23 protein-coding genes are annotated in these 25,658 nt (G+C 61.1%); 18 read left to right on the top strand and 5 right to left on the bottom strand.

What is annotated here, in order from left to right; genetic code table 11:
- Positions 1-16 precede the first annotated feature (16 nt).
- The 8 genes from DBR18_RS06370 (at position 17) to DBR18_RS06335 (ending at position 8,572) form a co-directional block, all read left to right on the top strand.
- Positions 17-1,027 carry a chemotaxis response regulator protein-glutamate methylesterase gene (locus DBR18_RS06370; RefSeq protein ID WP_108589699.1) on the top strand — a complete coding sequence of 337 codons (1,011 nt, stop codon included), beginning with the start codon at positions 17-19 and terminating at the stop codon, positions 1,025-1,027.
- Positions 1,028-1,075: 48 nt separating this feature from the next.
- Complete coding sequence (locus DBR18_RS06365) at positions 1,076-2,077, top strand: diguanylate cyclase domain-containing protein (RefSeq protein ID WP_108589698.1); 1,002 nt, start codon at positions 1,076-1,078, stop codon at positions 2,075-2,077.
- Positions 2,078-2,324: 247 nt separating this feature from the next.
- A protein-coding gene (prfB, locus tag DBR18_RS06360; RefSeq protein WP_108589697.1) for a peptide chain release factor 2 occupies positions 2,325-3,420 on the top strand; the annotation gives its coding sequence in 2 pieces (ribosomal slippage) (positions 2,325-2,396 and positions 2,398-3,420; 1,095 coding nt in all).
- Between the two features lie 114 nt (positions 3,421-3,534).
- Positions 3,535-5,037 carry a lysine--tRNA ligase gene (lysS, locus tag DBR18_RS06355; RefSeq protein WP_108589696.1) on the top strand — a complete coding sequence of 501 codons (1,503 nt, stop codon included), beginning with the start codon at positions 3,535-3,537 and terminating at the stop codon, positions 5,035-5,037.
- Between the two features lie 114 nt (positions 5,038-5,151).
- A complete protein-coding gene (locus tag DBR18_RS06350; RefSeq protein ID WP_177482347.1) occupies positions 5,152-5,856 on the top strand; it encodes a TetR/AcrR family transcriptional regulator in 705 nt (234 codons plus the stop codon).
- Between the two features lie 55 nt (positions 5,857-5,911).
- Positions 5,912-7,189, top strand: a complete 1,278-nt coding sequence (locus DBR18_RS06345; protein ID WP_108589694.1) for a flavohemoglobin expression-modulating QEGLA motif protein — start codon at positions 5,912-5,914, stop codon at positions 7,187-7,189.
- Between the two features lie 151 nt (positions 7,190-7,340).
- Entirely contained in the window at positions 7,341-8,246 is a 906-nt protein-coding gene (locus DBR18_RS06340; RefSeq protein WP_108589693.1) for an alpha/beta hydrolase, read from the top strand.
- Positions 8,243-8,572: a hypothetical protein gene (locus tag DBR18_RS06335; protein WP_007964217.1), complete on the top strand. Its 330-nt coding sequence runs from the start codon at positions 8,243-8,245 to the stop codon at positions 8,570-8,572. The genes DBR18_RS06340 and DBR18_RS06335 overlap by 4 nt, the downstream gene beginning before the upstream one ends.
- A gap of 143 nt (positions 8,573-8,715) precedes the next feature.
- On the opposite strand, the gene DBR18_RS06330 is transcribed toward DBR18_RS06335, so the two are convergent.
- The 3 genes from DBR18_RS06330 to DBR18_RS06320 form a co-directional block, all read right to left on the bottom strand.
- Positions 8,716-9,504: an OmpA family protein gene (locus DBR18_RS06330; protein WP_007964218.1), complete on the bottom strand. Its 789-nt coding sequence runs from the start codon at positions 9,502-9,504 to the stop codon at positions 8,716-8,718.
- A gap of 56 nt (positions 9,505-9,560) precedes the next feature.
- Positions 9,561-9,965 (bottom strand): DUF4398 domain-containing protein, encoded by a 405-nt coding sequence (locus DBR18_RS06325; protein WP_007964219.1) that lies wholly within the window; start codon positions 9,963-9,965, stop codon positions 9,561-9,563.
- 381 nt (positions 9,966-10,346) lie between these two features.
- Complete coding sequence (locus tag DBR18_RS06320; protein WP_003222064.1) at positions 10,347-10,691, bottom strand: hypothetical protein; 345 nt, start codon at positions 10,689-10,691, stop codon at positions 10,347-10,349.
- Between the two features lie 213 nt (positions 10,692-10,904).
- On the opposite strand from DBR18_RS06320, the gene ppc reads away from it, so the two are divergent.
- The 7 genes from ppc (at position 10,905) to DBR18_RS06285 (ending at position 18,194) form a co-directional block, all read left to right on the top strand.
- Positions 10,905-13,535 (top strand): phosphoenolpyruvate carboxylase, encoded by a 2,631-nt coding sequence (ppc, locus tag DBR18_RS06315; protein WP_108589692.1) that lies wholly within the window; start codon positions 10,905-10,907, stop codon positions 13,533-13,535.
- 289 nt (positions 13,536-13,824) lie between these two features.
- A complete protein-coding gene (gene adk / locus DBR18_RS06310) occupies positions 13,825-14,472 on the top strand; it encodes an adenylate kinase (RefSeq protein WP_108589691.1) in 648 nt (215 codons plus the stop codon).
- Positions 14,473-14,565: 93 nt separating this feature from the next.
- Positions 14,566-15,240, top strand: coding sequence for a tRNA (adenosine(37)-N6)-threonylcarbamoyltransferase complex dimerization subunit type 1 TsaB (tsaB, locus tag DBR18_RS06305; protein WP_108589690.1), 675 nt, complete (start codon positions 14,566-14,568; stop codon positions 15,238-15,240).
- Positions 15,241-15,461: 221 nt separating this feature from the next.
- Positions 15,462-15,770 carry a hypothetical protein gene (locus tag DBR18_RS06300; RefSeq protein ID WP_003222071.1) on the top strand — a complete coding sequence of 103 codons (309 nt, stop codon included), beginning with the start codon at positions 15,462-15,464 and terminating at the stop codon, positions 15,768-15,770.
- Entirely contained in the window at positions 15,770-16,630 is an 861-nt protein-coding gene (locus tag DBR18_RS06295) for a DUF72 domain-containing protein (RefSeq protein WP_108589689.1), read from the top strand. The genes DBR18_RS06300 and DBR18_RS06295 overlap by 1 nt, the downstream gene beginning before the upstream one ends.
- A gap of 32 nt (positions 16,631-16,662) precedes the next feature.
- Positions 16,663-17,499, top strand: coding sequence for an oxaloacetate decarboxylase (locus DBR18_RS06290; RefSeq protein ID WP_108589688.1), 837 nt, complete (start codon positions 16,663-16,665; stop codon positions 17,497-17,499).
- Between the two features lie 2 nt (positions 17,500-17,501).
- Positions 17,502-18,194 (top strand): extensin family protein, encoded by a 693-nt coding sequence (locus DBR18_RS06285; protein ID WP_108589687.1) that lies wholly within the window; start codon positions 17,502-17,504, stop codon positions 18,192-18,194.
- 4 nt (positions 18,195-18,198) lie between these two features.
- On the opposite strand, the gene DBR18_RS06280 is transcribed toward DBR18_RS06285, so the two are convergent.
- Complete coding sequence (locus tag DBR18_RS06280) at positions 18,199-18,819, bottom strand: energy transducer TonB (RefSeq protein WP_108589700.1); 621 nt, start codon at positions 18,817-18,819, stop codon at positions 18,199-18,201.
- 93 nt (positions 18,820-18,912) lie between these two features.
- On the opposite strand from DBR18_RS06280, the gene DBR18_RS06275 reads away from it, so the two are divergent.
- A complete protein-coding gene (locus tag DBR18_RS06275; RefSeq protein WP_108589686.1) occupies positions 18,913-19,695 on the top strand; it encodes a class I SAM-dependent methyltransferase in 783 nt (260 codons plus the stop codon).
- Between the two features lie 129 nt (positions 19,696-19,824).
- Here the strand turns inward: DBR18_RS06275 and DBR18_RS06270 are convergent, their stop codons facing one another.
- Positions 19,825-20,460, bottom strand: a complete 636-nt coding sequence (locus tag DBR18_RS06270) for a TetR/AcrR family transcriptional regulator (RefSeq protein WP_108589685.1) — start codon at positions 20,458-20,460, stop codon at positions 19,825-19,827.
- Positions 20,461-20,554: 94 nt separating this feature from the next.
- Between DBR18_RS06270 and DBR18_RS06265 the strand changes: the two genes are divergently transcribed.
- Positions 20,555-21,667 (top strand): efflux RND transporter periplasmic adaptor subunit, encoded by a 1,113-nt coding sequence (locus DBR18_RS06265; protein ID WP_108589684.1) that lies wholly within the window; start codon positions 20,555-20,557, stop codon positions 21,665-21,667.
- Positions 21,668-21,673: 6 nt separating this feature from the next.
- Positions 21,674-24,742, top strand: coding sequence for an efflux RND transporter permease subunit (locus DBR18_RS06260; RefSeq protein WP_108589683.1), 3,069 nt, complete (start codon positions 21,674-21,676; stop codon positions 24,740-24,742).
- The last annotated feature ends 916 nt before the right edge of the window (positions 24,743-25,658 follow it).

Raw genomic sequence — 25,658 nt, 5'->3', positions numbered from 1 at the left:
TTGGAGGAGCGCGGGCATGAAAATCGCAATCGTCAACGACATGCCACTGGCGGTGGAGGCGCTGCGCCGTGCGCTGGCCTTCGAGCCGGCGCATCAGGTGGTCTGGGTCGCCAGAAACGGCGCCGAGGCGGTGCAACTGTGCGCCACCAATACGCCTGATCTGATCCTGATGGACCTGATCATGCCGGTGATGGACGGCGTCGAGGCTACCCGGCGGATCATGGCCGAGACCCCGTGCGCCATCGTCGTCGTCACCGTCGACCGCCAGCAGAACGTGCACCGGGTGTTCGAGGCCATGGGCCATGGTGCGCTGGACGTGGTCGATACCCCGGCCCTCGGTGCCGGCAACGCGCAGGAAGCCGCGGCGCCGTTGCTGCGCAAGATCCTCAATATCGGCTGGCTGATCGGCGAGAAAACGCCGCGCCCGCGCCCGGTGCCAACGCCCCATCGCAACTCGGCGTCCTGCCAGCGGCTGGTGGCAATCGGTTCGTCCGCCGGTGGGCCGGCCGCACTGGAAGTGCTGCTCAAGGGCTTGCCGCCAAACTTTTCAGCCGCCATCGTGCTGGTGCAGCACGTGGATCAGGTGTTCGCCGCCGGCATGGCCGAATGGCTGGCCAGCGCCAGCGGCCTGGACGTGCGCCTGGCCCGTGAAGGCGAACCACCGCAGGCCGGTGCCGTGTTGCTGGCCGGCACCAACCACCATATCCGCCTATTGAAAAACGGCACGCTGGCCTACACCGCCGAGCCGGTCAACGAGATCTACCGCCCTTCGATCGATGTGTTTTTCGAGAGCGTCGCCAGTTACTGGAACGGCGATGCCATCGGGGTTTTATTGACCGGGATGGGACGCGACGGGGCGCAAGGGCTTAAGCTCATGCGCCAGCAGGGTTATCTGACCATCGCGCAGGACCAGCAGAGCAGTGCGGTGTACGGCATGCCCAAGGCAGCAGCGGCGATCGATGCGGCCGTCGAAATCCGTCCACTGGAAAAGATAGCGCCACGATTGCTGGAGGTTTTCCCCAAATGAACAGGTTTTTCCGCAATCCTGGCCCCCGCAGTATTCAGGTGACCGCCCATGAATGATTTACAGATCGATGACATCAAAACCGACGAAAACGCCGCCATGGTGTTGTTGGTGGACGATCAGGCGATGATTGGCGAAGCCGTGCGCCGTGGGCTGTCGAATGAAGAGAACATCGACTTCCACTTCTGCTCCGACCCGCATCAGGCCATCGCCCACGCGGTGCGGATCAAACCGACGGTGATTTTGCAGGATCTGGTGATGCCCGGCCTTGACGGCCTGAGCCTGGTGCGCGAATACCGCAACCACCCGGCGACCAAGGACATCCCGATCATCGTGCTGTCGACCAAGGAAGACCCGCTGATCAAGAGCGCGGCGTTCTCGGCCGGCGCCAATGATTATCTGGTGAAACTGCCGGACACCATCGAACTGGTGGCGCGTATCCGCTACCACTCGCGCTCCTACATGACCCTGCTGCAACGGGATGCGGCGTACCGGGCATTGCGCGTCAGCCAGCAGCAGTTGCTCGACACCAACCTGGTGCTGCAACGTCTGATGAACTCCGATGGCCTGACCGGGCTGTCCAACCGCCGCCACTTCGACGAGTACCTGGAGCTGGAGTGGCGCCGCTCGCTGCGCGACCAGAGCCAGTTATCGTTGTTAATGATCGACGTCGATTACTTCAAGTCCTACAACGACAGCTTTGGCCACGTCGAAGGCGACGAGGCGCTGCGCAAGGTCGCCACGGCGATCCGCGACGCCAGCGCCCGACCGTCGGATCTGCCGGCGCGCTACGGCGGTGAAGAGTTCGCGCTGGTGTTGCCGAACACCTCGCCGGGTGGCGCACGGCTGGTGGCGGAGAAACTGCGCCAGACCGTGGCGGCGCTGAAGATTCCGCACAACACCCCCAGCGAAGGGGCGAGCCTGACCATCAGCATTGGCCTGGCGACCATGGTGCCGCAGGCGGGCAGTGATTGCCGGCTGCTGATTTCGGCGGCGGATCGCGGGTTGTACCTGGCCAAAAATAACGGGCGTAACCAAGTCGGCATCGAATAACCCACCGATCTGGCCTGTCGGTCTGACGTCCGATGGACCGTTGCAATCGAATGTCCTGTAGGAGCTGCCGCAGGCTGCGATCTTTTGATTTTGCTTTTAAAGATCAAAAGATCGCAGCCTGCGGCAGCTCCTACAGGGGCAATGTGTCAAGTGTTTCGCCCCGACAGCCGCCAGACGGGCTGCCGTGACAGCGTGATTACGTTATACTCGCCGGCTTTCAAAAGTTCGCCAACGAGTGCTGCCCGTCATGGAAATCAACCCGATCCTGAACACCATCAAGGACCTGTCCGAGCGCTCCGAAACTATTCGGGGGTATCTTTGACTACGATCAAAAGCATGAGCGTCTGACCGAAGTCAATCGCGAGCTTGAAGATCCGAGTGTCTGGAACAAACCTGAATACGCCCAGGAGCTGGGCCGCGAGCGCTCGGCGCTGGCGCAGATCGTCGAGACCCTCGACGAACTGAACGGCGGTCTGGCCGATTGCCGCGACCTGCTGGACATGGCCGTCGAAGAAAACGACGAAGGTGCAGTGGGCGATGTCGTCGCCGAGCTGGCCCGTCTCGAGGAAAACCTCGCCAAGCTTGAATTCCGCCGCATGTTCAGCCACGAGATGGACCCGAACAACGCCTACCTGGACATCCAGGCCGGCTCCGGCGGCACCGAGGCCCAGGACTGGGCCAACATCCTGCTGCGCATGTACCTGCGCTGGGCGGACAAACGCGGTTTCGATGCGACCATCATGGAGCTGTCGGCCGGTGAAGTCGCCGGTATCAAAGGCGCCACTGTGCACATCAAGGGTGAATACGCCTTTGGCTGGCTGCGCACCGAGATCGGCGTGCACCGTCTGGTACGCAAGAGCCCGTTCGACTCCGGCAACCGTCGTCACACCTCGTTTTCCGCCGTTTTCGTCTCGCCAGAGATCGATGACAAGGTTGAAATCGAAATCAACCCGGCAGACCTGCGGATCGACACCTATCGTTCCTCCGGTGCCGGTGGTCAGCACGTAAACACCACCGACTCGGCCGTACGTATCACCCACGTACCGACCAACACCGTGGTCAGCTGCCAGAACGAACGTTCCCAGCACGCCAACAAGGACACCGCCATGAAAATGCTGCGGGCCAAGTTGTACGAGCAGGAAATGCAGAAGCGCAACGCCGCCTCGCAAGCGCTGGAAGACACCAAGTCGGACATCGGCTGGGGTCACCAGATCCGTTCGTACGTGCTCGATGCGTCGCGGATCAAGGATCTGCGCACCAACATCGAACGCAGCGACTGCGACAAGGTGCTCGACGGCGACATCGACGAATACCTGGAAGCCAGCCTGAAATCGGGGCTGTAAAAGACGCAATACAGCATCGGCTGATTCAACCCGATCCCTGTAGGAGCCAGCTCTGCTGGCGATCCCCGGGCCGCAAGGTCCGGGGGCAACGAACCTGATGGAATATCTAAAGACATGAGCGACCAACAACTCGACCCGCAAGCCCTGCAACAGGAAGAAAACTCCCTGATCGCCCTGCGCAAGGAAAAGCTGGCTGCCGAGCGCGCCAAGGGCAATGCCTTCCCGAACGACTTCCGCCGCGAAAACTACTGCGAAGACCTGCAGAAGAAATACGCGGACAAGACCAAGGAAGAGCTGGCCGAGGCTGCAATCCCGGTCAAGGTTGCCGGTCGCATCATGCTCAACCGTGGCTCGTTCATGGTGATCCAGGACATGACCGGTCGCATCCAGGTCTACGTCAACCGCAAGACCCTGTCCGAAGAAACCCTGGCCGCCGTCAAGACCTGGGACATGGGCGACATCATCGCCGCCGAAGGTACTCTGGCCCGTTCTGGCAAGGGTGACCTGTACGTCGAAATGACCAACGTGCGCCTGCTGACCAAGTCGCTGCGCCCGCTGCCGGACAAGCACCACGGCCTGACCGACACCGAACAGCGCTACCGTCAGCGCTACGTTGACCTGATCGTCAACGAAGAAGTGCGCCAGACCTTCCGCGTGCGTTCGCAAGTGATTGCGCACATCCGCAGCTTCCTGATGAAGCGCGACTTCCTCGAAGTCGAAACGCCGATGTTGCAGACCATTCCTGGCGGCGCTGCGGCCAAGCCGTTCGAAACCCACCACAACGCGCTGGACATGGAAATGTTCCTGCGTATCGCGCCTGAGCTGTACCTCAAGCGTCTGGTGGTCGGCGGTTTCGAGAAAGTGTTCGAGATCAACCGCAACTTCCGTAACGAGGGCGTTTCGACTCGTCACAACCCTGAATTCACCATGTTGGAGTTCTACCAGGCTTACGCCGACTACGAAGACAACATGGACCTGACCGAAGAACTGTTCCGTGAACTGGCGCAACTGGTGCTGGGCAGCACCGACGTGCCGTACGGCGACAAGGTGTTCCACTTCGGCGAACCGTTTGCCCGTCTGTCGGTGTTCGACTCGATCCTCAAGTACAACCCCGAGCTGACCGCCGATGACCTGAACGACATCGACAAGGCGCGCGCCATCGCCAAGAAGGCCGGCGCCAAGGTGCTGGGCTTCGAAGGTCTGGGCAAGCTGCAGGTGATGATTTTCGAAGAACTGGTCGAGCACAAGCTGGAGCAGCCGCACTTCATCACTCAGTACCCGTTCGAAGTGTCGCCGCTGGCTCGTCGCAACGACGACAACCCGAACGTCACCGACCGTTTCGAGCTGTTCATCGGTGGCCGTGAAATCGCCAACGCCTACTCCGAGTTGAACGACGCGGAAGACCAGGCCGAGCGCTTCATGGCGCAGGTGGCCGACAAGGACGCCGGCGACGACGAAGCCATGCACTACGACGCCGACTTCGTTCGTGCGCTGGAGTACGGCATGCCGCCAACGGCCGGTGAAGGCATCGGCATCGACCGTCTGGTGATGTTGCTGACCAACTCGCCGTCGATTCGCGATGTGATCCTGTTCCCGCACATGCGACCGCAAGCGTAAACGTTTCAGTTAAAAAGCCGCCTAAAACAGGCGGCTTTTTATTGCCTGTCTGGTACAAATGTATCAATTGGTTACTTTTGAAATAGCAGAGGAAGTCCAGTCGTGATGGTTGCAATGGCTCAAGAAGGTGCAGCGGGTATCGCCACTGCGGTCGCTGAAAGTGTTCAGTACCAGGGCCGCAAGGCCAGCCGACAGGGCAGCGAGCAGCGTCGTCAGGACATTCTCGACGCAGCGATGCGCATTGTCGTGCGTGACGGCGTGCGCGGCGTGCGCCACCGGGCCGTGGCCGCCGAGGCCGGGGTGCCACTGTCGGCCACCACCTACTACTTCAAGGATATCGATGACCTGCTCACCGATACCTTCGCCCAATACGTCGAGCGCAGTGCGGCCTACATGGCCAAGCTGTGGGTCAACAACGAGGGGCTGCTGCGCGACATGGTCGTCAGTGCGGACGGCAGCCCCGAGTCGCGCTCGCAACTGGCGGACGACATCGCGCGGCTGATGGCCGATTATGTGCACCGGCAACTGATCAACCGTCGCGAGCATCTGATGGCGGAACAGGCGTTTCGTCAGGAAGCGCTGCTCAACCCGCGTCTGGCGGATCTGGTGCGCTCCCATCAGCAGATTCTGTTGCAGGGCACCTGCCAGTTGTTCCAGGTATTGGGCTCGCGCGAACCGCAGCAGGATGCCAAAGTGTTGACGGCGATTATCGGCCGGATGGAATATCAGGGCCTGCTCAACGACGCCGAGCCTTTGGCCGAACAGGACATGCTCGGCATTCTGACGCGGTACATGCACCTGGTGCTGGCTTCGGTCTGAGGCCAGGCCAAGCGGCAAATAATCCGGCGCGTCACGTTTTCTACAGGAGTTTCGGGTGGACGATTACCAGCAGACGATACGCACGCTGTCCGATCGGATTGTGCTGGCGCAGACGCCGATCCGCGTCCTCGACGCGGTGAAGTGGGACGAGAATATCCGCAAGGGCTTTCTCAAGGCCAAGGGTAAGGAAATGCCTGCGGTGGATCGCGAGTATTACCTCAATCGGCCACTGTCGTTCGATTCGAGCAAGGTCAAACTGGAATTCCAGAACATCGAGCGCGACATCACCCGCCAGCTCGGCCAGTTCAACCCGGTCGGGCAGATCATGCGGCGCATGTGCAAGGAATACCGCATGGTGGTGCGCATGCTCGAAGCGCGCGGCACCGAGGATTTCGGGCTGATCTCGCAAGAGCTGTACGGCGCCGCCTCCGACGCGTTCCACGCCGGAGACCCGACCCTGGCCGACCTCGGCCTGATGATGTCCGACTACCTGAACAACATCGATGGCCGTGGCGACCTGAAGGACGAGCCGAAAGTCCTCACCGCCAAGGACGCCGTGCACCTGCTGCAAACCCGTTTGAACAAGGTGTTCGGTGAGGCCGAGGAAACTATCCGGGTGTTCGAGTCCGACGGCATCGTTGCCGACGCGGCGGCGGGCGCCGACTACATCAAGATCCGCACCGACGCGCTGTTCAACGACCGCGACGTGCGTGCGCTGGAAGTCCATGAAGGTCTGGTGCATGTCGGCACCACGCTCAATGGCTTGAACCAGCCGATCTGCACCTTCCTGTCCAAGGGCCCGCCCTCGTCGACGGTGACCCAGGAAGGCCTGGCGATCCTGATGGAAATCATCACCTTCGCCTCCTACCCGAGTCGCCTGCGCAAACTGACCAACCGCACCCGCGCCATTCACATGGTCGAGGAGGGCGCGGACTTCCTGCAGGTGTTCGAGTTCTTCCGCGAGCAGGGCTTCGAAATGGCCGAAAGCTACGGCAATGCCAGTCGTGTTTTCCGTGGCTCGACGCCGACCGGTCTGCCATTCACCAAAGACTTGTCCTACCTCAAGGGCTTTATCATGGTTTACAACTACATTCAGTTGGCCGTGCGTAAAGGCAAGCTCGAGCAGGTGCCGCTGCTGTTCTGCGGCAAGACCACGCTGGAGGACATGCGTACCCTGCGTCAGTTGGTCGATGAAGGTCTGGTGGTGCCGCCGAAATACCTGCCGGAACAGTTCCGCGACATGAACGCACTGTCGGCGTGGATGTGCTTCTCCAACTTCCTCAATCACTTGAGCCTGGACCGGATCGAGGCGGATTACTCCAATATCCTGTAGACCACACACAAACCCCTTGTAGGAGTGAGCCTGCTCGCGATAGCGGTGTGTCAATCAACATAAATATCGACTGACACACTGCTATCGCGAGCAGGCTCACTCCTACAGTTTTTGACTGTATTCCAATTCGAATTCTGCGAGGTTTCACCGGATGAGAATCCTCGGCATCCTTTGCCTGCTCCTGACCCTCGGTGGTTGCAGTTCGCTGTTGTTCTACCCCGAACCGGGTCAGATCTTCACCCCGGAAAAAGCCAAACTCGAATACCGCACCGTCACGCTGGTCACGGCCGATGGCTTGAAGCTGAACGCTTGGTGGCTGCCGGCCAAACCCGGTGTCGAGGTCAAGGGCACGGTGCTGCACCTGCACGGCAACGGCGGCAATCTGCCGATGCACCTGGGCGGGAGCTGGTGGTTACCGAAAAACGGTTATCAGGTGCTGCTGGTGGACTATCGCGGCTATGGCTTGTCCGAGGGCAAACCGAGTTTGCCGGCGATCTATCAAGATATCGACGCCGCGTTCGCCTGGCTCGACAAGGCGCCAGAGGTCAAAGGCAAGCCGCTGATCCTCCTCGGCCAGAGCCTCGGCGGTTCGATGGCCGTGCATTGGCTGGTGCAGCACCCCGAGCGGCAGAAACAACTCAAGGCCTTCGTGCTCGACGGTGTACCCGCCAGTTACCGCAGCGTCGGCCAGTACGCCCTCAGCACCTCGTGGCTGACCTGGCCGTTCCAGGTGCCGCTGTCGTGGCTGGTGCCGGATGGCGACAGCGCGATCAACTCGATGCCGCAGCTCACGGGCGTGCCGAAACTGATCTTTCACAGCATCGACGACCCACTGGTGCCGATGTCCAACGCCATCCGCCTGTATCAGGCGGCGCCGCCACCTCGGGTGTTGCAGTTGACCCGTGGCGGCCACGTGCAGACCTTCGGTGATCCGGTCTGGCGCCAGGTGATGCTGCGCTATCTGGAAGACCCGGAACATTTCAACGGCTTGCGCCGCCTCGGCGAGATCCCGAATTACCCGCAAGCCCCGAATTCTGAAGACGAGAGTGCGCAATGACTGAAGAACGTAACGCCATCCCGCTGATCATCACCGGTATCTGCAGCATTCTCGGCACGGTCGGGGCGCTGTGGTACTACGGCTACCTGCACTTCGCCAAGCCGGAAGATGCGCTGCTGCTCAACGAATTCACCATGCTCAAGACCGTGCCGGGCGAAGACTACAAAGTCTCGCTGGACCCGGCGCCGCAAGTGGCGCAATGCATCGATGGTGTGCTGGTGCTGTTCGACACCGAACAGAAAGGCCTGACCGGGGTGCTGATCAACGCGCAGAAAAAAGCCGTGCGCTGCATGGGCCAGGAAACGCCGCAGAAACTTGAACCTTAAAAAGCAAAAGATCGCAGCCTGCGGCAGCTCCTACAGGTGAGTGCATTCCAATGTAGGAGCTGCCGAAGGCTGCGATCTTTTGATCTTCAACAAAAAGCCCCGCCTGATCACTCAGGCGGGGCTTTTGCGTTACTGCGTGTTGCTTAGTTCGAGCTGACCGCCGAACGTGGCATCACTGGCTGGTTGTCGTTGGAAATGGTCACTTCCACACGACGGTTCATCGCACGACCGGAGACGCTGCTGTTATCAGCAACCGGGTATTCCTTGCCATAACCCTGAACCACGATGCGCGAAGGATCTACGCCCATCTTGATCAGTGCGACTTGTACCGAGGTCGCGCGACGCTCGGACAGCGACTGGTTGTACGAAGCGGCGCCGGTGCTGTCGGTGTAACCCTCAACGATCACTTTGCGATCCGGGTTTTCCTGAAGGAATTGCGCCAGTTTGTTGATGTTCACCAGACCGCTGGATTTCAGGTCAGCCTTGTTGGTGGCGAACAGCACGTCACCGAAAGTCACCAGCGTACCGCGATCGGTCTGCTTGGCGTTCAGGCTCTGCTGCAGTTGCTTGATCTGCTGATCGCGGGCATCCAGACGGGCCTGAGCACGTTGGGCAGCAGCGTTTTTCAGATTGTTTTCAGCGGTGCGCAGGGCGATGGTCTGCTTGGCCACTTCCACGCGCTGGTTGGTCAGGTAGGCCAGTTGGTCAACCTTGGCCGCGTCTTGCTTGTCCAGGTAAGCCTTGTCGGCCTTGTCCAGGTAATCGCTGGCGTCCTTGGTTTCCAGGGCAGCCACTTTGCTCGCCTGTGGGTTGGCCTGCAGGCCGGCGTAGTTGGTGCGTGCCTGTTCCAGGTTCGGGTTAGGCGGGGTGGAGCAGGCAGCCAGGGCAACGCTTGCGGCCAGAAGAGCGGGGATCATCAGTTGCTTACGCATAATTTGTCGTCCTTTCTATCGATAAAAGTTTCAGCTTTGCGATTCGGGATGCGCGCTTACTGCACGGTGCGCTGACTTTCCTGACGCAGTTCCTGAACACCTTTCTGGGAATCCTTCACAGCCTGTTCGGCCTTGGCAGCCTGAGCCTTCCGTTCTGCAACGCGAGCGTCCCATTCGGCTTGCTCGGCCAAGGTACGAGCCTGTTCATACTTCTTGTCGTGCATGGCGATTTCGGCTTGCTTGAGCTTGTCCTGAGCCTGCTTCATTTCCACTGCAGCGAACTCGGTACCACCGGCGCTGACGGCGCTGTTGACGGCCGATTGAGTCACGGCGTACTGCTCGGTCGGCGGGTTACCGGCGCAACCGGCCAGAACGAAGCTGGTACCGATAGCCAGAGCAGCCAGTTTCAGACCGCGCAGGTGGGAGAACGAGGTTTGGGTCTTCATGGTCTTCAACTCCATTGTTTAACTCCTGATAAAACCTAAAATCCATCCTGGTCGAGGAGCCGCAAGCGTCGTGTAAAAGCGCGTTTTTGAAACGCTCGTTCCAGGCGTGGTTACAGCTTCCGACCGGCGGCGTTTTTCAAAAGTTCAGAAAAGATGGCCTATCGCCAAAAAAACTTTTGACCGAACGGACAAGGCTCTAGACCGGGAACTTTGGAGGCGGGGAGTGGTACGCGCGGGATAAAAATTGTGCAGAAGCGGAGAAGGATACGATCCCTGTGGGAGCTGGCTTGCCAGCGATGAGGCCATCAAATTCAACACTGATGTGACTGAACTGACGCCATCGCGGGCAAGTCGAAACGTCGCACCGCCGCTCCCACAGGTTTTTGTGTTGTCTGATTAGTGTTTCTGTTTACCGGCAGCGGCGGACAAATCCTGCAAATGCCGCCGCGACAGCGCCAGAAATCGCGGTGTCGGGCCGACGTCTTCATACAGCGGATCGCCTTCTTCATCAGTCGCCACCACCGTCGAGCCTTTCACATACGGCAGGCTCGCCTCGAACTCTTCAAGCGCGGCGCCGATCAGTTCGCCGAGCAGTTCTTCGGGGTGGCGTTTGGGATACATCTCGGCAATCGCCGCCAGTCGCGCAGCGGCCTCGACGTCCAGATGAATCGTGTAGCCAGTGTCGGTCAGGCGACCCTTGGCGTTTTCTTCCCAATGCTGGGCGAGTTCACGGATTTTCATGATGACCTCATGTCACACCTGCTCATGGCAGGATCTGGTGAATGTCCGGCGGGGCCGGCGGCAAGCCGTTGTACGGCTTACTGTTGAGACTAGCTTCAGGCCACAAGGTTTAAAGTCCCTTCGTCGTCTGCTTGTAAGAAGCGCCGTAGAGCGGCACTCTCTGGGCAAAGCATTCGTTTCTGCGCCGTCCCGATTAACGCTGGAGAACTGCTGATGACCGATATTGATGCACGCTTGCGCGAGGACGTTCACCTGCTGGGTGAGCTGTTGGGCAACACCATTCGTGACCAGTACGGCGAGGAGTTTCTCGACAAGATCGAGCAGATCCGCAAGGGCGCCAAGGCCGACCGCCGTGGCTCGATGGACGCCGAACTCAGCGCCAGCCTCAATCAGTTGAGCGAAGACGAACTGCTGCCGGTGGCGCGGGCGTTCAACCAGTTTCTCAACCTGGCGAATATCGCCGAGCAGTATCAATTGATTCATCGCCGCGAAGAGTCGCAGCCCGCGCCGTTCGAGTCCCGCGTACTGCCAGAACTGCTCGCGCGCTTGCGCAACGAAGGTCATAGCGCCGAATCTCTGGCCCGACAACTGTCGCGTCTGGAAATCGAACTGGTACTGACCGCACACCCCACCGAAGTGGCGCGGCGCACGCTGATCCAGAAGTACGACGCGATCGCCGCGCAACTGGCCGCGCAGGACCATCGCGACCTGACCAGCGCCGAGCGCGAACAGATCCAGAACACCCTGCAACGACTGATCGCCGAAGCCTGGCACACCGAAGAAATCCGCCGCACCCGGCCGACCCCGGTCGACGAAGCCAAGTGGGGTTTTGCGGTGATCGAGCATTCGCTGTGGCAGGCGATTCCCAACCATATGCGCAAGGCCGATCAGGCGTTGTTTGCCGCCACCGGCCTGCGCTTGCCACTGGAGGCGGCGCCGATTCGCTTTGCCTCGTGGATGGGCGGCGACCGTGACGGCAACCCGAATGTCACGGCTGCCGTGACCCGCGAGGTGTTGCTGCTGGCGCGCTGGATGGCCGCCGATCTGTACCTGCGCGACGTCGATCACCTTGCTGCTGAACTGTCGATGCAACAGGCCAGCGACGCACTCAAGGCCAAGGCCGGTGACAGCGCTGAACCCTATCGTGCGGTGCTCAAGCAATTGCGCGAACGCCTGCGCGCCACGCGCAACTGGGCGCACGCCTCGCTCAGCGCTACAACGCCACCGCCAGCCGATGTGTTGCACAACAACCGCGATCTGCTCGATCCGCTGGAGCTGTGTTTCAACTCGCTGCACGAGTGCGGCATGGGCGTGATTGCCGACGGGCCGTTGCTCGATTGTCTGCGCCGGGCGGTGACCTTCGGCCTGTTCCTGGTGCGCCTCGATGTGCGTCAGGATTCGACGCGGCATAGCTCGGCGATGACCGAAATCACCGACTATCTCGGCCTCGGTCGCTACGAAGACTGGGATGAAGAACAGCGCATCAGCTTCCTCACCCGCGAATTGAGCAATCGTCGCCCGTTGTTGCCGGCGCATTTCAAGCCTTCGGCTGACACCGCTGAAGTGCTCAATACCTGCAAGGAGATCGCGGCGGCGCCTGGCGCTTCGCTGGGTTCCTACGTGATCTCGATGGCGGGCGCCGCCTCTGACGTGCTGGCGGTGCAACTGCTGCTCAAAGAATCCGGCGTGCTGCGGCCGATGCGCGTGGTGCCGCTGTTCGAAACCCTCGCCGACCTCGACAACGCCGGGCCGGTGATGGAGCGGCTGTTGCTGCTGCCGGGCTACCGCGCCAGGCTGCAAGGCCCGCAGGAAGTGATGATCGGTTACTCCGACTCGGCCAAGGACGCCGGCACCACCGCAGCGGCTTGGGCGCAATATCGCGCGCAGGAGCGTCTGGTGGAAATCTGCCGCGAGCAGCAAGTCGAACTGCTGCTGTTCCATGGTCGCGGTGGCACCGTGGGCCGTGGCGGCGGCCCGGCACACGCGGCGATTCTGTCGCAGCCACCGGGGTCGGTGGCGGGGCGTTTCCGTACCACCGAGCAGGGCGAAATGATTCGATTCAAATTCGGCCTGCCGGACATCGCCGAACAAAACCTCAATCTGTATCTGGCTGCCGTGCTGGAAGCGACGTTGTTGCCGCCACCTCCCCCGACGCCCGAGTGGCGGCACCTGATGGATGAGCTGGCCGCCGATGGCGTTGCCGCATATCGCGCGGTGGTGCGGGAGAATCCGCAGTTCGTCGAGTATTTCCGCCAGTCGACGCCGGAGCAGGAGCTGGGCCGCTTGCCTCTCGGCAGCCGCCCGGCCAAGCGCCGCGCCGGCGGCATCGAAAGCCTGCGGGCGATTCCGTGGATCTTCGGCTGGACGCAAACGCGGCTGATGCTGCCGGCCTGGCTCGGCTGGGAAACTGCGCTGAGCAAGGCGCTGGAGCGCGGCGAAGGCGAGTTGCTGGGGCAGATGCGCGAGCAATGGCCATTTTTCCGCACGCGCATCGACATGCTGGAAATGGTCCTGGCCAAGGCCGACGCCGATATCGCGCTGTCCTATGACCAGCGTCTGGTCGAGCCGGACCTGCTGCCGTTGGGCGCGCAGTTACGCGACCTATTGTCGCAGGCGTGCGCAGTAGTGCTCGGCCTGACCGGTCAGTCGCAGCTGCTGGCACATAGCCCCGACACGCTTGAATTCATCCGTCTGCGCAACACTTACCTCGACCCGCTTCATCTATTGCAGGCCGAGCTGCTGGCCCGGTCGCGGCAGCAGAACGTCGAGCAGGACAGCCCGGTGGAGCAGGCTTTGCTGGTGTCTGTGGCGGGGATTGCCGCCGGTTTGCGCAATACCGGCTAAGGTTTCTGCGCTGGTATCAGGCACCCGGTGCACAGGCCGGGTGTCGCTTTGTACACAGGCACAAAGTGCGGGCAGGCGACAGTTAATGATGGGGTTGCGACTTGTCCAACCCCGTCGCGAAGTCGCGGCAGGCGTCGGTTTCTCCGACTTTTGGCGTCTTGTGTGGGCGCAGCCTGCTGTGTATCTTGATCAGCCTTTGGCCGTTTGTGCGGCCACGACCCGTTTTTTAAGATTGGCCCAAAGAGGCGAATCCCGTTGTTTTCTATATAAAAAATTGAGGAGCACATCGATGCGCGTCATTCTGCTGGGAGCTCCCGGGGCCGGTAAAGGTACTCAGGCTAAGTTCATCACCGAGAAATTCGGCATTCCGCAAATCTCCACCGGCGACATGCTGCGTGCTGCGGTCAAGGCCGGCACTCCACTGGGCGTTCAAGCCAAGAGCATCATGGATGCCGGCGGCCTGGTGTCGGATGACCTGATCATCGCGCTGGTAAAGGATCGCATCGCTCAACCGGACTGCGCCAACGGCTTTCTGTTCGACGGTTTCCCGCGCACCATTCCACAGGCTGAAGCACTGGTAACTGCCGGTGTCGAGCTGGACGCCGTGGTCGAGATCGCTGTTGAAGACGAAGAAATCGTGCAGCGTATCGCCGGTCGTCGCGTTCACGAGGCCAGCGGCCGCGTTTACCACATCGTCTACAACCCGCCGAAAATCGCTGGCAAAGACGACATCACCGGTGAAGAACTGGTACAGCGCAAGGACGACACCGAAGAAACCGTCCGTCATCGCCTGTCGGTCTACCACTCGCAGACCAAGCCGCTGGTGGATTTCTACCAGAAGCTCTCCGCTGCCAATGGCAAGCCGAAATACAGCCACATCCCGGGCGTCGGCTCGGTCGAAGCGATCACCGCCAAGGTGCTCGAAGCGCTGAGCTGAAAAAGCTGATCCGCTGCATCATCCACGGCCCGCTTGCGGGCCGTAGTTGTTTATACTGACGCACTTTTTCTCCCACCTGTTTTGGATACATCGATGAGCACCTTGCTGGCCCTGGACACCGCGACCGAAGCTTGCTCCGTTGCCTTGCTGCATGACGGCAAGGTCACGAGCCATTACGAGGTGATCCCGCGTCTGCACGCGCAGAAGCTGCTGCCGATGATCCAGCAACTGCTGGCCGACGCCGGCACCACGCTGCAAGCGGTGGACGCCATTGCCTTCGGTCGCGGGCCGGGCGCGTTCACCGGCGTGCGGATTGCCATCGGCGTGGTGCAGGGGTTGGCGTTCGCGCTGGATCGTCCGGTGCTGCCGGTGTCGAACCTGGCGGTGCTGGCGCAACGGGCGTATCGCGAACACGGCGTGAGCCAGGTCGCGGCGGCCATCGATGCGCGGATGGATGAAGTGTATTGGGGCTGCTACCGCGAGACTGCCGGCGAGATGCGTCTGGTGGGTGCCGAGGCGGTGCTGCCGCCGGAAGTCGCGGCGTTGCCGGATGATGCCAGCGGCGAATGGTTCGGTGCGGGCACCGGTTGGGGCTATGGCGAGCGGATCGCGGTCAGCCTGAGCGGCTCGGATGCCGGCATGCTGCCCCACGCCGAAGACCTGCTGACCCTGGCGCGGTTTGCCTGGGAGCGCGGCGAGTCGATCCCGGCAGACGACGCGCAACCGGTTTACCTGCGCGACAAAGTCGCCACCCCCAAGGCTCGTTGAGCCTTTAAAAGATCGCAGCCTTCGGCAGCTCCTACAAGGATTGCATGCTTCTGTAGGAGCTGCCGAAGGCTGCGATCTTTTGCTTTTACGGCTGCCAATCGTCAGTTTCCAACTGCCCGCTTTAAACCTTTTGCGCTTTATGTGTTCTAGTTATCACTCGGCGGTTTGCTAAGTCGGTCAAGTGCCGCTAAATTGCCATCATCGATACCGAGCATGAAATTATGCGTATAGACGGCCTTTCCTCTCAGTCTTACCCCATCAAGCGCAAGCCTCGAAAAGGCAATGTGGCGCTGGATGAATCCGTCGACGATATCGACGGCGAGCTGGAATTTCCGACTGAAGAGCAACTGGCCGCCCGCGCTGCCAAAGCCTCCGCACAACGCCTGGCCAATCTGCCCGCCCGTCAGCAAGACATGATCTATCACCGCGCCATGAGCAAAAGCGTAGCGATGGCCCTGGCCAGCTACCTGAGCACCGCCGGTTTTGTCGATTGGGATGCGGACGTGCTGGGCCTCGATCTGTACATCTGATGGATCTGCCTTACTACCTCGGCTGTCCGTCCTGGAGTGAAAACGCCTGGCGCGAGTATCTGTACCCCGAAGACGCCAAGACCTCCGACTTCCTTGCTCTCTATTCCCAAGTGTTCAACGCCGTCGAAGGCAATACGACCTTCTACGCCAGCCCCTCGCCGGCCACCGTGCAGCGCTGGGCCGAGACCATGCCCGAACACTTTCGCTTCACCGCCAAGTTCCCCGGTGACATCAGCCACAGCGGGGACCTGCGCGATCAGCTGACCGCCGCCGAAACCTTCGTGAATCTTCTCAGCCCACTCGGCGAGCGGGTCTCGCCGCTGTGGCTGCAACTGTCGAAAAGCTTCACCCCGCATCGATTGCCGGAGCTGACCGCGTTCATCGACGCGCTGGACCGGCCGCTGGCGGTGGAAGTGCGCCACGAACAGTTCTTCGCCAAGGGCGAGAGCGAGCGTCTGCTTAATCGCCTGCTGCTGGAGCGTGGTGTGGAGCGCATCTGCCTCGATCCACGGGCGCTGTTCAGTTGCCTGTCGACCGAGTCTTCGGTGATCCACGCGCAATCGAAAAAGCCCCGGGTGCCGACGCGGCCGGCGGCCTTCACCCAGTGCCCGCAGGTGCGCTTCATCGGCCACCCGGAGCTGGAAGCCAATGATCCGTTCCTGGTGCCGTGGGTGGCGAAAATCGCCGAGTGGATCGAAGAGGGTCGCACGCCGTACATCTTCCTGCACACCGCCGACAACATCCTGGCGGCGAAGCTGGCGCAACGTTTTCACGCACAATTGATGCAACGTTTGCCTGGCCTGCCACCTTTGCCTGAGCTATACAGAGAACCCGCCGCCGAGCAACTTGGCCTGCTCTGAGGCGGATTTTTTTCCTGCCCAGGAGCCAGCCGATGGACGCCCACGCCCGTACAGAACAACTGCGCAAAGCCCAAGCTTTCAACGCCCTGCATGAGCGTGCGGGGATTTTCGTCATTCCCAATCCATGGGATGCAGGCTCGGCGAAGATGCTCGCCAGTCTGGGCTATCAGGCGCTGGCAACCACCAGTGCCGGTTATGCGTTTTCCCAAGGCAAGGCCGACGGCGCCTTGAGCCTCGATGAGACTCTGGACAACGTTCGGGCGACCGTCGCGGCCACCGATCTGCCGGTGTCGGTGGATCTGGAAAACGGTTTCGCCGATGACCCGACCGAGTGCGCCAAAAGCTTGCTGCGTGTCGCCGAGGCGGGCGCGGTAGGCGGCTCGATCGAAGATGCCACGGGCCGCGCCGACGCACCGATCTACTGCTTCGAACACGCCGTGGCGCGCATCGAAGCCGCCGTCGCCGCCGTGCGCACGCTGCCATTTCCCTTCACCCTGACCGCTCGCGCGGAAAACTACCTGCACGGTAATCCCGATATCCACGACACCATTCGCCGCTTGCAGGCTTTCGCCGAAGCGGGCGCCGACGTGTTGTACGCGCCGGGTTTGCGCAATGCCGAAGAAGTGCTGGCGGTGGTGCGCGCGGTGGCGCCAAAACCGGTCAACGTGCTGATGTCCGGCGGTTTGAAACTGACCGTGCAGCAGCTTGAAGAGATGGGGGTGCGGCGCATCAGTACCGGTTCGGCCCTGGCGCTGGCGGCGTACGGCGAGTTTTATCGCGCGGCTGAAGAAATCCAGCAGCGCGGCACCTTCGGCTTCACCTCGCAATCGATGCCGTACGCCAAGGCCAATCAGTTCTTCAAAGGCTGAGCATGGGTCGCTGGATTGCGCTGTCGCTGGTGTTGATGATTGCGGGCGCCGTGGTCAGCGTCTGGCGCGGCTGGCTCGACGTGCCGGCCGAGTGGAATCCGTGGGCGCCGCTGGACGTGAAGGCTGCGCCGAACTGGCTGACCGGTTTCAAACTGATGCGCCTGCGCGGCAATCCCGAGTTATGCGCCCAGGTGCTGCGCAGCTCGCCACTGCGTGTCACGCCGCAAGCCGACAGCCCCGACGCCAAGTGCCCGCTGATCGGCGCCGTGCGCGTGCAGGGCGGCGAGGTGGCGCTGAGCAGCAGCTTCCTCGCCAGTTGCCCGCTGGCGGTGGCTTACGCGATGTTTGAACGGCATACCCTGCAACCTGCCGCGCAATCTGTTTACGGGCAGAGGGTGGCGCGGCTTGATCACCTCGGCAGCTTTGCCTGTCGCAATGTCTATAACCGCGAGAGCGGGGCGCTCAGCCGCCACGCCAGTGCCGATGCGCTGGACATCGCCGGCTTCCGGCTGGCGGACGGGCGCAGCATCAGCGTGCTCAAGGACTGGCCGAAACAGAATCAGGACGCGCAGTTTCTGCGTCAGGTGCGCGATGGCGCCTGCGAGGCGTTCAGTGTGGTGTTGAGCCCGGATTACAACGCCGCGCATCGCAATCACTTTCATGTCGATGTCGGGCGCTGGAGTGTGTGTCGCTGAAGTGTCAGGCGGCGAGGCGCAGGTTCTGCAGGACGATCGGGCGCGCCCAGCCGTTATCGAAGTCCAGTGCTTTCTGCTGCTCGACGATTTCTTCCGGCGGGAACGGCGGATAAGGTTTTTGCAGCAGGTCGAGGTCGAACTCGGCAATCGGCAGGTACAACGGCTTCTTCTGCGGTGCCGGACCTGGCTCCGGCACAGGCTGGCCGTTGTTGATCACGATCGGCCGGACCCAACTGCTGTCGAAATCCTGCTGCTCTTGCTGAGCCTTGAGTTCTTCCGGAGGGAACGGTGGGAACGGCTTGTCCAGCAGATCGGTTTCGAACTCGGCGATCGGCAGGAACAGCGGCTCCGGCGGACGCACCTCGGTCTCGACCACATCGCACTGACGCTGCTCGACGATGTGCGCGTGCAGCTCGCTGCCCAGTGTCGGTTCTTCCGGGCTGTTCAGGTCAACCGGTGGAAACGTGCCGCAGGCCGGCACCACATCACTCGTCTGTTCGGCCAGGGCCTGGGCAAAGAAATCCTGCCACAGGTGACTGACGCCGCTCAGTGCTTGAGTGTTATGACGGCTGAAATCGCCATGGGGCGAGATGTAGCCAATCGATGTGGGAAGAATGCCTGACATTTTTTTCGGTTGACGCTCAGCTCTGGCAAAATGCGCGTTGATTGGTTTATCGGCCACCTTTTGCCGATCCTTAACTTTTTTGAGCGTGTTTTCATGATTGAGCAACCCGCGGCCTGCCGCATCCATGTCCAGGCCCTCGGCCCGACGTTTGAAGTGCAGGCCGAGCAGTGGGCCGAGCGTCTGGGCCTGCCGCTGCAGGTGGATGACGGCGAGTTCGCCTTGCAGGTGGGCGAGCAGGGTTTGCAGTTGCAGCAGCTTGGGCCGGATGCACCGGGGCCGGTGCGGGTGGACTTCGTCGAGGGCGGCGCGGCGCATCGGCGTCTGTACGGTGGCGGCAGCGGGCAGATGATTGCCAAAGCGGTCGGCATCGCCCAGGGCGTGCGTCCACGGGTGCTGGACGCCACGGCGGGGTTGGGCAAGGACGCGTTCGTGCTGGCGAGTCTGGGCTGCGAGATGAGCCTGATCGAGCGCCAGCCGCTGATCGGTGCGCTGCTGGAGGACGGTCTGGCGCGGGCGGCGGAAGATTTCGACGTGGCGCCGATTGTCGCGCGGATGAAGCTGCTCAAGGGCAACTCCATCGAAGTCATGCGCAACTGGGAAGGCGAGCCGCCGCAGGTGATCTACCTCGACCCGATGTTCCCGCACCGTGAGAAAACCGCGTTGGTGAAGAAGGAAATGCGCCTGTTCCGGCCGCTGGTTGGTGATGATCCGGATGCACCGGCCCTGCTGGAGGCGGCGCTGGCATTGGCGACGCACCGCGTGGTAGTCAAGCGCCCGCGCAAGGCGCCGTGCATCGAGGGGCCGAAGCCGAGCCATGCGCTGGATGGCAAATCGAGCCGGTATGACATTTACCCGAAGAAAGCGTTAAAACCCTGAGATCGAGTCGCCTCAATCGCTGGCAAGCCAGCTCCCACAGGTTTTTGTGTGGTTCGCACAATTTGTGTTCAGCACGATCCCTGTGGGAGCTGGCTTGCCAGCGATGACGTCAGAACAGGCGCTAAAAAATCAGGGCCGATACGCCCGCATGAACAACCCCACCACCTCCTGCACATGACTCTCGGAAGCCTCTTCGCTCAGCGGCTCACCGCAGCAATACAGCAAGCGAAAATTCCCCGCACCCTTGATCAGGCAGAAGAAATGTTCGGCGGCATTACGCGGCTGATCGATGCTCAGCGCGCCGGTCTCGTGGATCTGCTTCAGCAAGCGTTCCATGCCCTGCACCATGCGCTCGGGGCCGGCCTCGTAGAAAATCTGTGACAACTTCGGATCCTGCGTGCCCAACGCCATCATCAAACGGTGCAGATTCACCGACTCGTCGCTGTTGATCAGTTGATGAAAGCCTCGGGCAATGTTCAGCAACACATTTTCCACCGGGATTCCCGCAGGCAGTTCGAAGAACAGCGGCGGTAACTGTTCCTCGCACTTGGCCATTACCGCGGAGGAAAACAGCGTTTCCTTGTCGTTGAAGTGGCTGTAAACCGTCAATTTCGACACACCGGCCTCGCCAGCGACCGCGTCCATGCTGGTGTTGGCGTAGCCATGAGTCAGAAACAGGGTTTTCGCCGCATCGAGGATCGCTCGGCGCTTGGCCGGATCCTTCGGACGGCCCGGGCCGTTTGGAGCTGCAAGATTGTTCGACATTCTTCGCTTTTAATACTGGACTGGTGAGTTTGCTATTAATACCATACCGGCCAGTATAAATATTCCAGGCACCATTAGCGAAAGGTCCGTCACCATGTTCCGCCATGCACTGCACCTCAAGTGGCCATTTGCATTGCCAGTCAGTCTGGCTTTTTTATTGTCCGCATGTGGTCAGGAGGAGGCGACGCAAGTCAGCATTCGACCGGCCATGGTGGTGCAACCAGAGCCTTCGGCGCAGGCGATGGAAAGTTATCCGGGCGAGGTTCGCGCCCGTTACGAACCCGATCTGGCGTTCCGCATTGGCGGCAAAGTCAGCCGACGACTGGTCGATGAAGGTCAGCGCGTGAAGGCCGATCAGCCCCTGGCCGAACTCGATCCGCAGGACGTGCGTCTGCAACTGGAAGCCACTCGCGCGCAAGTCGCTGCCGCTGAAGCCAATCTCAATCTGGTACGCGCCGAGCGTGATCGTTACAAGACCTTGATGGATCGGCAGATGGTCAGCCGCTCGGCGTACGACAATGCCGAAAACCTTTACCGCTCCGGTGAAGCCCGCCTTAAACAAATCAAAGCCGAATTCAACGTCTCGACCAACCAGGCAAGTTACGCCGTGCTGCGCGCGCCGCAGGACGGTGTGGTGGCCAAGCGTTCGGTGGAAGTCGGGCGAGTGGTTGCCGCCGGGCAAACCGTGTTCACCCTGGCCACCGATGGCGAGCGCGAAGTGTCGATCAGCCTGCCGGAGCAGAGCTTCGGGCGGTTCAAGGTCGGTCAGCCGGTGACCGTTGAGCTGTGGACGCAACAGAACCAGCGCTTCGCCGGGCAGATTCGTGAATTGTCGCCGGCAGCCGATCCGAAATCCCGCACCTTCGCCGCGCGCATCTCGTTCACCAGCGGCAAAGTCCCGGCGGAACTCGGGCAGAGCGCCCGGGTGTTCGTGCAATCGGTGGATAGCGTGCCGCTGTCGGTGCCGCTCTCGGCGCTGACCGCTGAGAACGGCGCAACCTACGTCTGGGTCGTCAGCGCCAACAACACCCTGAAAAAGACCCCGGTGCGCACCGGCCCGTTCGGCGAGAAAAGCGTGCCGGTGCTCGAAGGCCTGAACCCCAGCGACTGGGTAGTCGCCGCCGGTGTTCACGTGTTGCTTGAAGGTCAGCAGGTGCGTCCCGTGGATCGCTCCAACCGTGTGGTCAATCTGGCGGACAAGGAGTAAGTCCCGATGCGCTTCAACCTTTCCGAATGGGCGTTGCGTAATCGCCAGATCGTCCTGTTCCTGATGCTTTTGCTGGCCATCGTCGGCGCCTTGTCCTACACCAAACTCGGCCAGAGCGAAGACCCGCCGTTTACCTTCAAGGCCATGGTCATCCAGACCCGCTGGCCGGGGGCGACCGCGCAGGAAGTCTCGCGGCAGGTCACCGAACGCATCGAAAAGAAACTGATGGAAACCGGCGAGTACGAACGCATCGTGTCGTTCTCCCGCCCGGGTGAATCCCAGGTCACCTTCATTGCCCGCGACTCGATGCATTCCCGGGAAATTCCCGACCTCTGGTATCAGGTGCGCAAGAAGATCAGCGACATTCGTCAGACCTTGCCGCCGGATATTCAGGGGCCGTTCTTCAACGATGAATTCGGCACGACGTTCGGCAATATCTATGCGCTGACGGGGGACGGATTCGACTACGCGGTGCTCAAGGATTACGCCGACCGCATCCAGATCCAGCTGCAACGGGTCAAGGATGTGGGCAAGGTCGATCTGCTCGGTTTGCAGGACGAGAAGATCTGGGTCGAGCTGTCCAACGTCAAACTTGCCACCCTTGGCTTGCCACTGGCAGCGGTGCAGCAAGCGCTGCAAGAGCAGAACGCGGTGTCGACTGCCGGCTTCTTCGAAACCGGTAGCGAGCGTTTGCAGTTAAGGGTCTCGGGGAATTTTCGGACAGTCGACGAGATAAAGAACTTTCCGATCCGGGTTGGTGATCGTACGTTCCGCATCTCCGATGTCGCCGATGTGCGTCGCGGTTTCAACGATCCACCGGCGCCCCGCATGCGTTTCATGGGCGAAGATGCCATTGGCCTCGCTGTCGCGATGAAGGACGGTGGCGACATTCTGGTGCTGGGTAAAGCGCTGGAAGGCGAGTTCTCGCGGTTGCAGAAAAACCTCCCGGCCGGCATGCAATTGCGCAAGGTGTCCGACCAACCGGCGGCGGTGAAAACCGGAGTCGGCGAGTTCGTCCAGGTGCTGGTCGAGGCGCTGGCGATCGTGTTGCTGGTGAGCTTCTTTTCCCTCGGCGTGCGCACCGGCATGGTGGTCGCGTTGACCATTCCGCTGGTGTTGGCGATGACGTTTGCCTGCATGTATTACCTGGGCATCGGCCTGCACAAGATCTCCCTCGGCGCGCTGGTGCTGGCGCTGGGCTTGCTGGTGGACGACGCGATCATCGCCGTGGAAATGATGGCGATCAAAATGGAGCAGGGCTTCGACCGGATCAAAGCCGCGAGCTACGCCTGGACCAGCACCGCGTTCCCGATGCTCACCGGTACGTTGATCACCGCCGCCGGTTTTCTGCCGATTGCCACCGCGCAGTCCGGCACCGGCGAATACACCCGCTCGATCTTCCAGGTGGTGACCATCGCGTTGCTCGCGTCATGGGTGGCTGCGGTGATGTTTGTGCCGTATCTGGGGGAAAAACTCCTGCCGGATCTGGCGAAAATTCATGCGGCCAAACACGGCACGGCTGACGGCCAGGCGGACCCGTATGGCACGCCGTTCTATCAGCGGGTGCGGCGTCTGGTGGAGTGGTGTGTGGCGCACCGCAAAACCGTGATCGTGCTGACGGTGGGGCTGTTCCTCGCGTCGGTGATGCTGTTCCGTTTCGTGCCGCAGCAGTTCTTCCCGGCCTCCAATCGACTGGAGTTGATGGTCGATCTGAAACTGGCCGAAGGCGCGTCGCTGGCCAACACCACCGCCGAGGTCAAACGCCTGGAAGCGCTGCTCAAGAATCACGCGGGCATCGACAACTATGTGGCGTATGTCGGCACTGGTTCGCCGCGTTTCTACCTGCCGCTGGATCAGCAACTGCCGGCGGCGAGCTTCGCCCAGTTTGTGGTGCTCGCGAAAAACATCGAGGAACGCGAGACCCTGCGCAGTTGGTTGATCGAGACCTTGAACGAGCAATTCCCGGCTCTGCGCTCGCGGGTCACGCGGCTTGAAAACGGCCCGCCGGTGGGTTATCCGGTGCAGTTCCGCGTCACCGGTGAACACATCGAGGAAGTCCGCGCGCTGGCGCGCAAAGTGGCGGCCAAGGTGCGCGAGAACCCGCACGTGGTCAACGTGCACCTGGACTGGGAAGAGCCAAGCAAAGTGGTGTACCTGAACATCGATCAGGATCGTGCCCGGGCGCTGGGTGTGAGCACGGCCAATCTGGCGAAATTCCTCCAGAGTTCGCTGACCGGCTCGAGCGTCAGCCAGTACCGCGAGGACAACGAACTGATCGAGATTCTGCTGCGCGGCACGGTGCATGAGCGCACCGAGTTGTCGTTGCTGCCGAGTCTGGCGGTGCCGACCGACAACGGCCGCAGTGTGGCGCTGTCGCAGATTGCCACGCTGGAGTACGGGTTTGAGGAAGGGATCATCTGGCACCGTAATCGTCTGCCAACCGTGACTGTGCGGGCGGACATTTATGGCAAGGAGCAGCCGGCGACGCTGGTGAAGCAGATTCAGCCGACGCTTGATCCGATCCGCGCCGAACTGCCTGACGGGTATCTGCTGGATGTTGGCGGTACGGTGGAGGATTCGGAGCGTGGGCAGAAATCGGTGAACGCCGGGGTGCCGATGTTCATTGTGGTGGTGCTGACGTTGCTGATGGTGCAACTGCGCAGTTTTTCGCGCACGGCGATGGTGTTTCTGACGGCGCCGCTGGGGTTGATCGGGGTGGTGTTGTTTTTGATGGTGTTCCGCCAGCCGTTCGGGTTTGTGGCGATGCTGGGGACGATTGCGCTGTCGGGGATGATCATGCGCAACTCGGTGATTCTGGTGGATCAGATCGAGCAGGATATTGCTTCTGGTCTTAAGCCTTGGCAGGCGATTATCGAGGCGACGGTGCGGCGGTTTCGGCCTATTGTGTTGACGGCGCTGGCGGCGGTGCTGGCGATGATTCCTTTGTCGCGCAGTGTGTTTTTCGGGCCGATGGCGGTGGCGATCATGGGGGGGTTGATTGTGGCTACGGCTTTGACGCTTTTGTTTTTGCCTGCTTTGTATGCGGCTTGGTTCAGGGTTCGTCGGGAGGGTTGAGGCTTTTTTGGACTTGGCGGCCTTTGGGCCGACCAGGTTCTTGGGGTTTTGGGTGTATATCCGTTGCTTCGGGTGTTGCGGCTGGCGGTTTCGCCCTTACGGCGAGTCACTTTTGCAGACGCCCAAAAGTAACCAAAACGCTGGGCCCCGGCGTACGGCCCTCGCTTAGGCTCGGGTTCCTTCGTTACGGGGTTCATCCGGGGGCATCGCCTCCGGTTTGCTTCGCTGCACCTCCTCTCGATGTGTTCGACTTCGTCGAACGGTCGCTGCGCTCCCACCCCCGGATAAACCCCTCCACTCAGCCTGCCGAAGGGGCCGGCACGGCAAGATCAAAAGCTGCAGCCGAGCTAACGCTCATCCTGTGTAGGAGCTGCCGAAGGCTGCGATCTTTTGACCTTGATCTTGTGGGAGCTGGCTTGCCAGCGAAAGCGGCCTGACAGCCGACCAATCTCCAACTGCCCACACCCAATTTCCTGTAGGAGCTGCCGAAGGCTGCGATCTTTTGATCCTGGCTTTTCAAAATCAAAAGCAAGATCAAAAGATCGCAGCCTTCGGCAGCTCCTACATTGAGTCTGGTTGTGTTTAAGGGTGTGTGAGAAACCCAGAACCTTCCCACAAGGTTTTCAGGTTGCCTGTCGGAAGCGCGATCTCTAGCCTGAGTCTGTCGCTGCAAAAATCAGCGACCGGGTTTCGCAGCCCGGTTAAACTTCAGACGCACAGCGTCCACCATCCGAAAGCGGGCGCTTTTTTATGCCTGTGTCATGGCGGTTGTGCGCGGGATACCTTCGGGTATGCCGGGTGCCTGAAGTCCCGGTCTGCGAACCCGCGTACAGCTGCCACCTATATTCGTTTCGCAGCGAATGGTGGCGGCTCCACTACTTCAGGAGTTCCACCATGTTCAAACACACCCCGAATC

It is taken from the genome of Pseudomonas sp. HMWF021 (genome assembly GCF_003061005.1).
In the GTDB taxonomy this organism is placed as follows: domain Bacteria; phylum Pseudomonadota; class Gammaproteobacteria; order Pseudomonadales; family Pseudomonadaceae; genus Aquipseudomonas.
This window is presented reverse-complemented; position numbering and strand designations above follow the sequence as displayed.

Excerpts from the sequence above, each read along its gene's own strand:
- adk (WP_108589691.1), top strand. The coding sequence starts at position 13,825 with ATGCGCGTCATTCTGCTGGGAGCTCCCGGGGCCGGTAAAGGTACTCAG.
- DBR18_RS06335 (WP_007964217.1), top strand. The coding sequence starts at position 8,243 with ATGACTGAAGAACGTAACGCCATCCCGCTGATCATCACCGGTATCTGC.
- DBR18_RS06280 (WP_108589700.1), bottom strand. The coding sequence starts at position 18,819 with ATGTCAGGCATTCTTCCCACATCGATTGGCTACATCTCGCCCCATGGC.
- DBR18_RS06365 (WP_108589698.1), top strand. The coding sequence starts at position 1,076 with ATGAATGATTTACAGATCGATGACATCAAAACCGACGAAAACGCCGCC.
- DBR18_RS06325 (WP_007964219.1), bottom strand. The coding sequence starts at position 9,965 with ATGGAGTTGAAGACCATGAAGACCCAAACCTCGTTCTCCCACCTGCGC.
- DBR18_RS06370 (WP_108589699.1), top strand. The coding sequence starts at position 17 with ATGAAAATCGCAATCGTCAACGACATGCCACTGGCGGTGGAGGCGCTG.
- DBR18_RS06350 (WP_177482347.1), top strand. The coding sequence starts at position 5,152 with ATGGCTCAAGAAGGTGCAGCGGGTATCGCCACTGCGGTCGCTGAAAGT.
- DBR18_RS06260 (WP_108589683.1), top strand. The coding sequence starts at position 21,674 with ATGCGCTTCAACCTTTCCGAATGGGCGTTGCGTAATCGCCAGATCGTC.
- tsaB (WP_108589690.1), top strand. The coding sequence starts at position 14,566 with ATGAGCACCTTGCTGGCCCTGGACACCGCGACCGAAGCTTGCTCCGTT.
- DBR18_RS06295 (WP_108589689.1), top strand. The coding sequence starts at position 15,770 with ATGGATCTGCCTTACTACCTCGGCTGTCCGTCCTGGAGTGAAAACGCC.
- DBR18_RS06340 (WP_108589693.1), top strand. The coding sequence starts at position 7,341 with ATGAGAATCCTCGGCATCCTTTGCCTGCTCCTGACCCTCGGTGGTTGC.
- DBR18_RS06300 (WP_003222071.1), top strand. The coding sequence starts at position 15,462 with ATGCGTATAGACGGCCTTTCCTCTCAGTCTTACCCCATCAAGCGCAAG.
- DBR18_RS06265 (WP_108589684.1), top strand. The coding sequence starts at position 20,555 with ATGTTCCGCCATGCACTGCACCTCAAGTGGCCATTTGCATTGCCAGTC.
- lysS (WP_108589696.1), top strand. The coding sequence starts at position 3,535 with ATGAGCGACCAACAACTCGACCCGCAAGCCCTGCAACAGGAAGAAAAC.
- ppc (WP_108589692.1), top strand. The coding sequence starts at position 10,905 with ATGACCGATATTGATGCACGCTTGCGCGAGGACGTTCACCTGCTGGGT.
- DBR18_RS06290 (WP_108589688.1), top strand. The coding sequence starts at position 16,663 with ATGGACGCCCACGCCCGTACAGAACAACTGCGCAAAGCCCAAGCTTTC.
- DBR18_RS06270 (WP_108589685.1), bottom strand. The coding sequence starts at position 20,460 with ATGTCGAACAATCTTGCAGCTCCAAACGGCCCGGGCCGTCCGAAGGAT.
- DBR18_RS06285 (WP_108589687.1), top strand. The coding sequence starts at position 17,502 with ATGGGTCGCTGGATTGCGCTGTCGCTGGTGTTGATGATTGCGGGCGCC.
- DBR18_RS06275 (WP_108589686.1), top strand. The coding sequence starts at position 18,913 with ATGATTGAGCAACCCGCGGCCTGCCGCATCCATGTCCAGGCCCTCGGC.
- DBR18_RS06320 (WP_003222064.1), bottom strand. The coding sequence starts at position 10,691 with ATGAAAATCCGTGAACTCGCCCAGCATTGGGAAGAAAACGCCAAGGGT.
- DBR18_RS06330 (WP_007964218.1), bottom strand. The coding sequence starts at position 9,504 with ATGCGTAAGCAACTGATGATCCCCGCTCTTCTGGCCGCAAGCGTTGCC.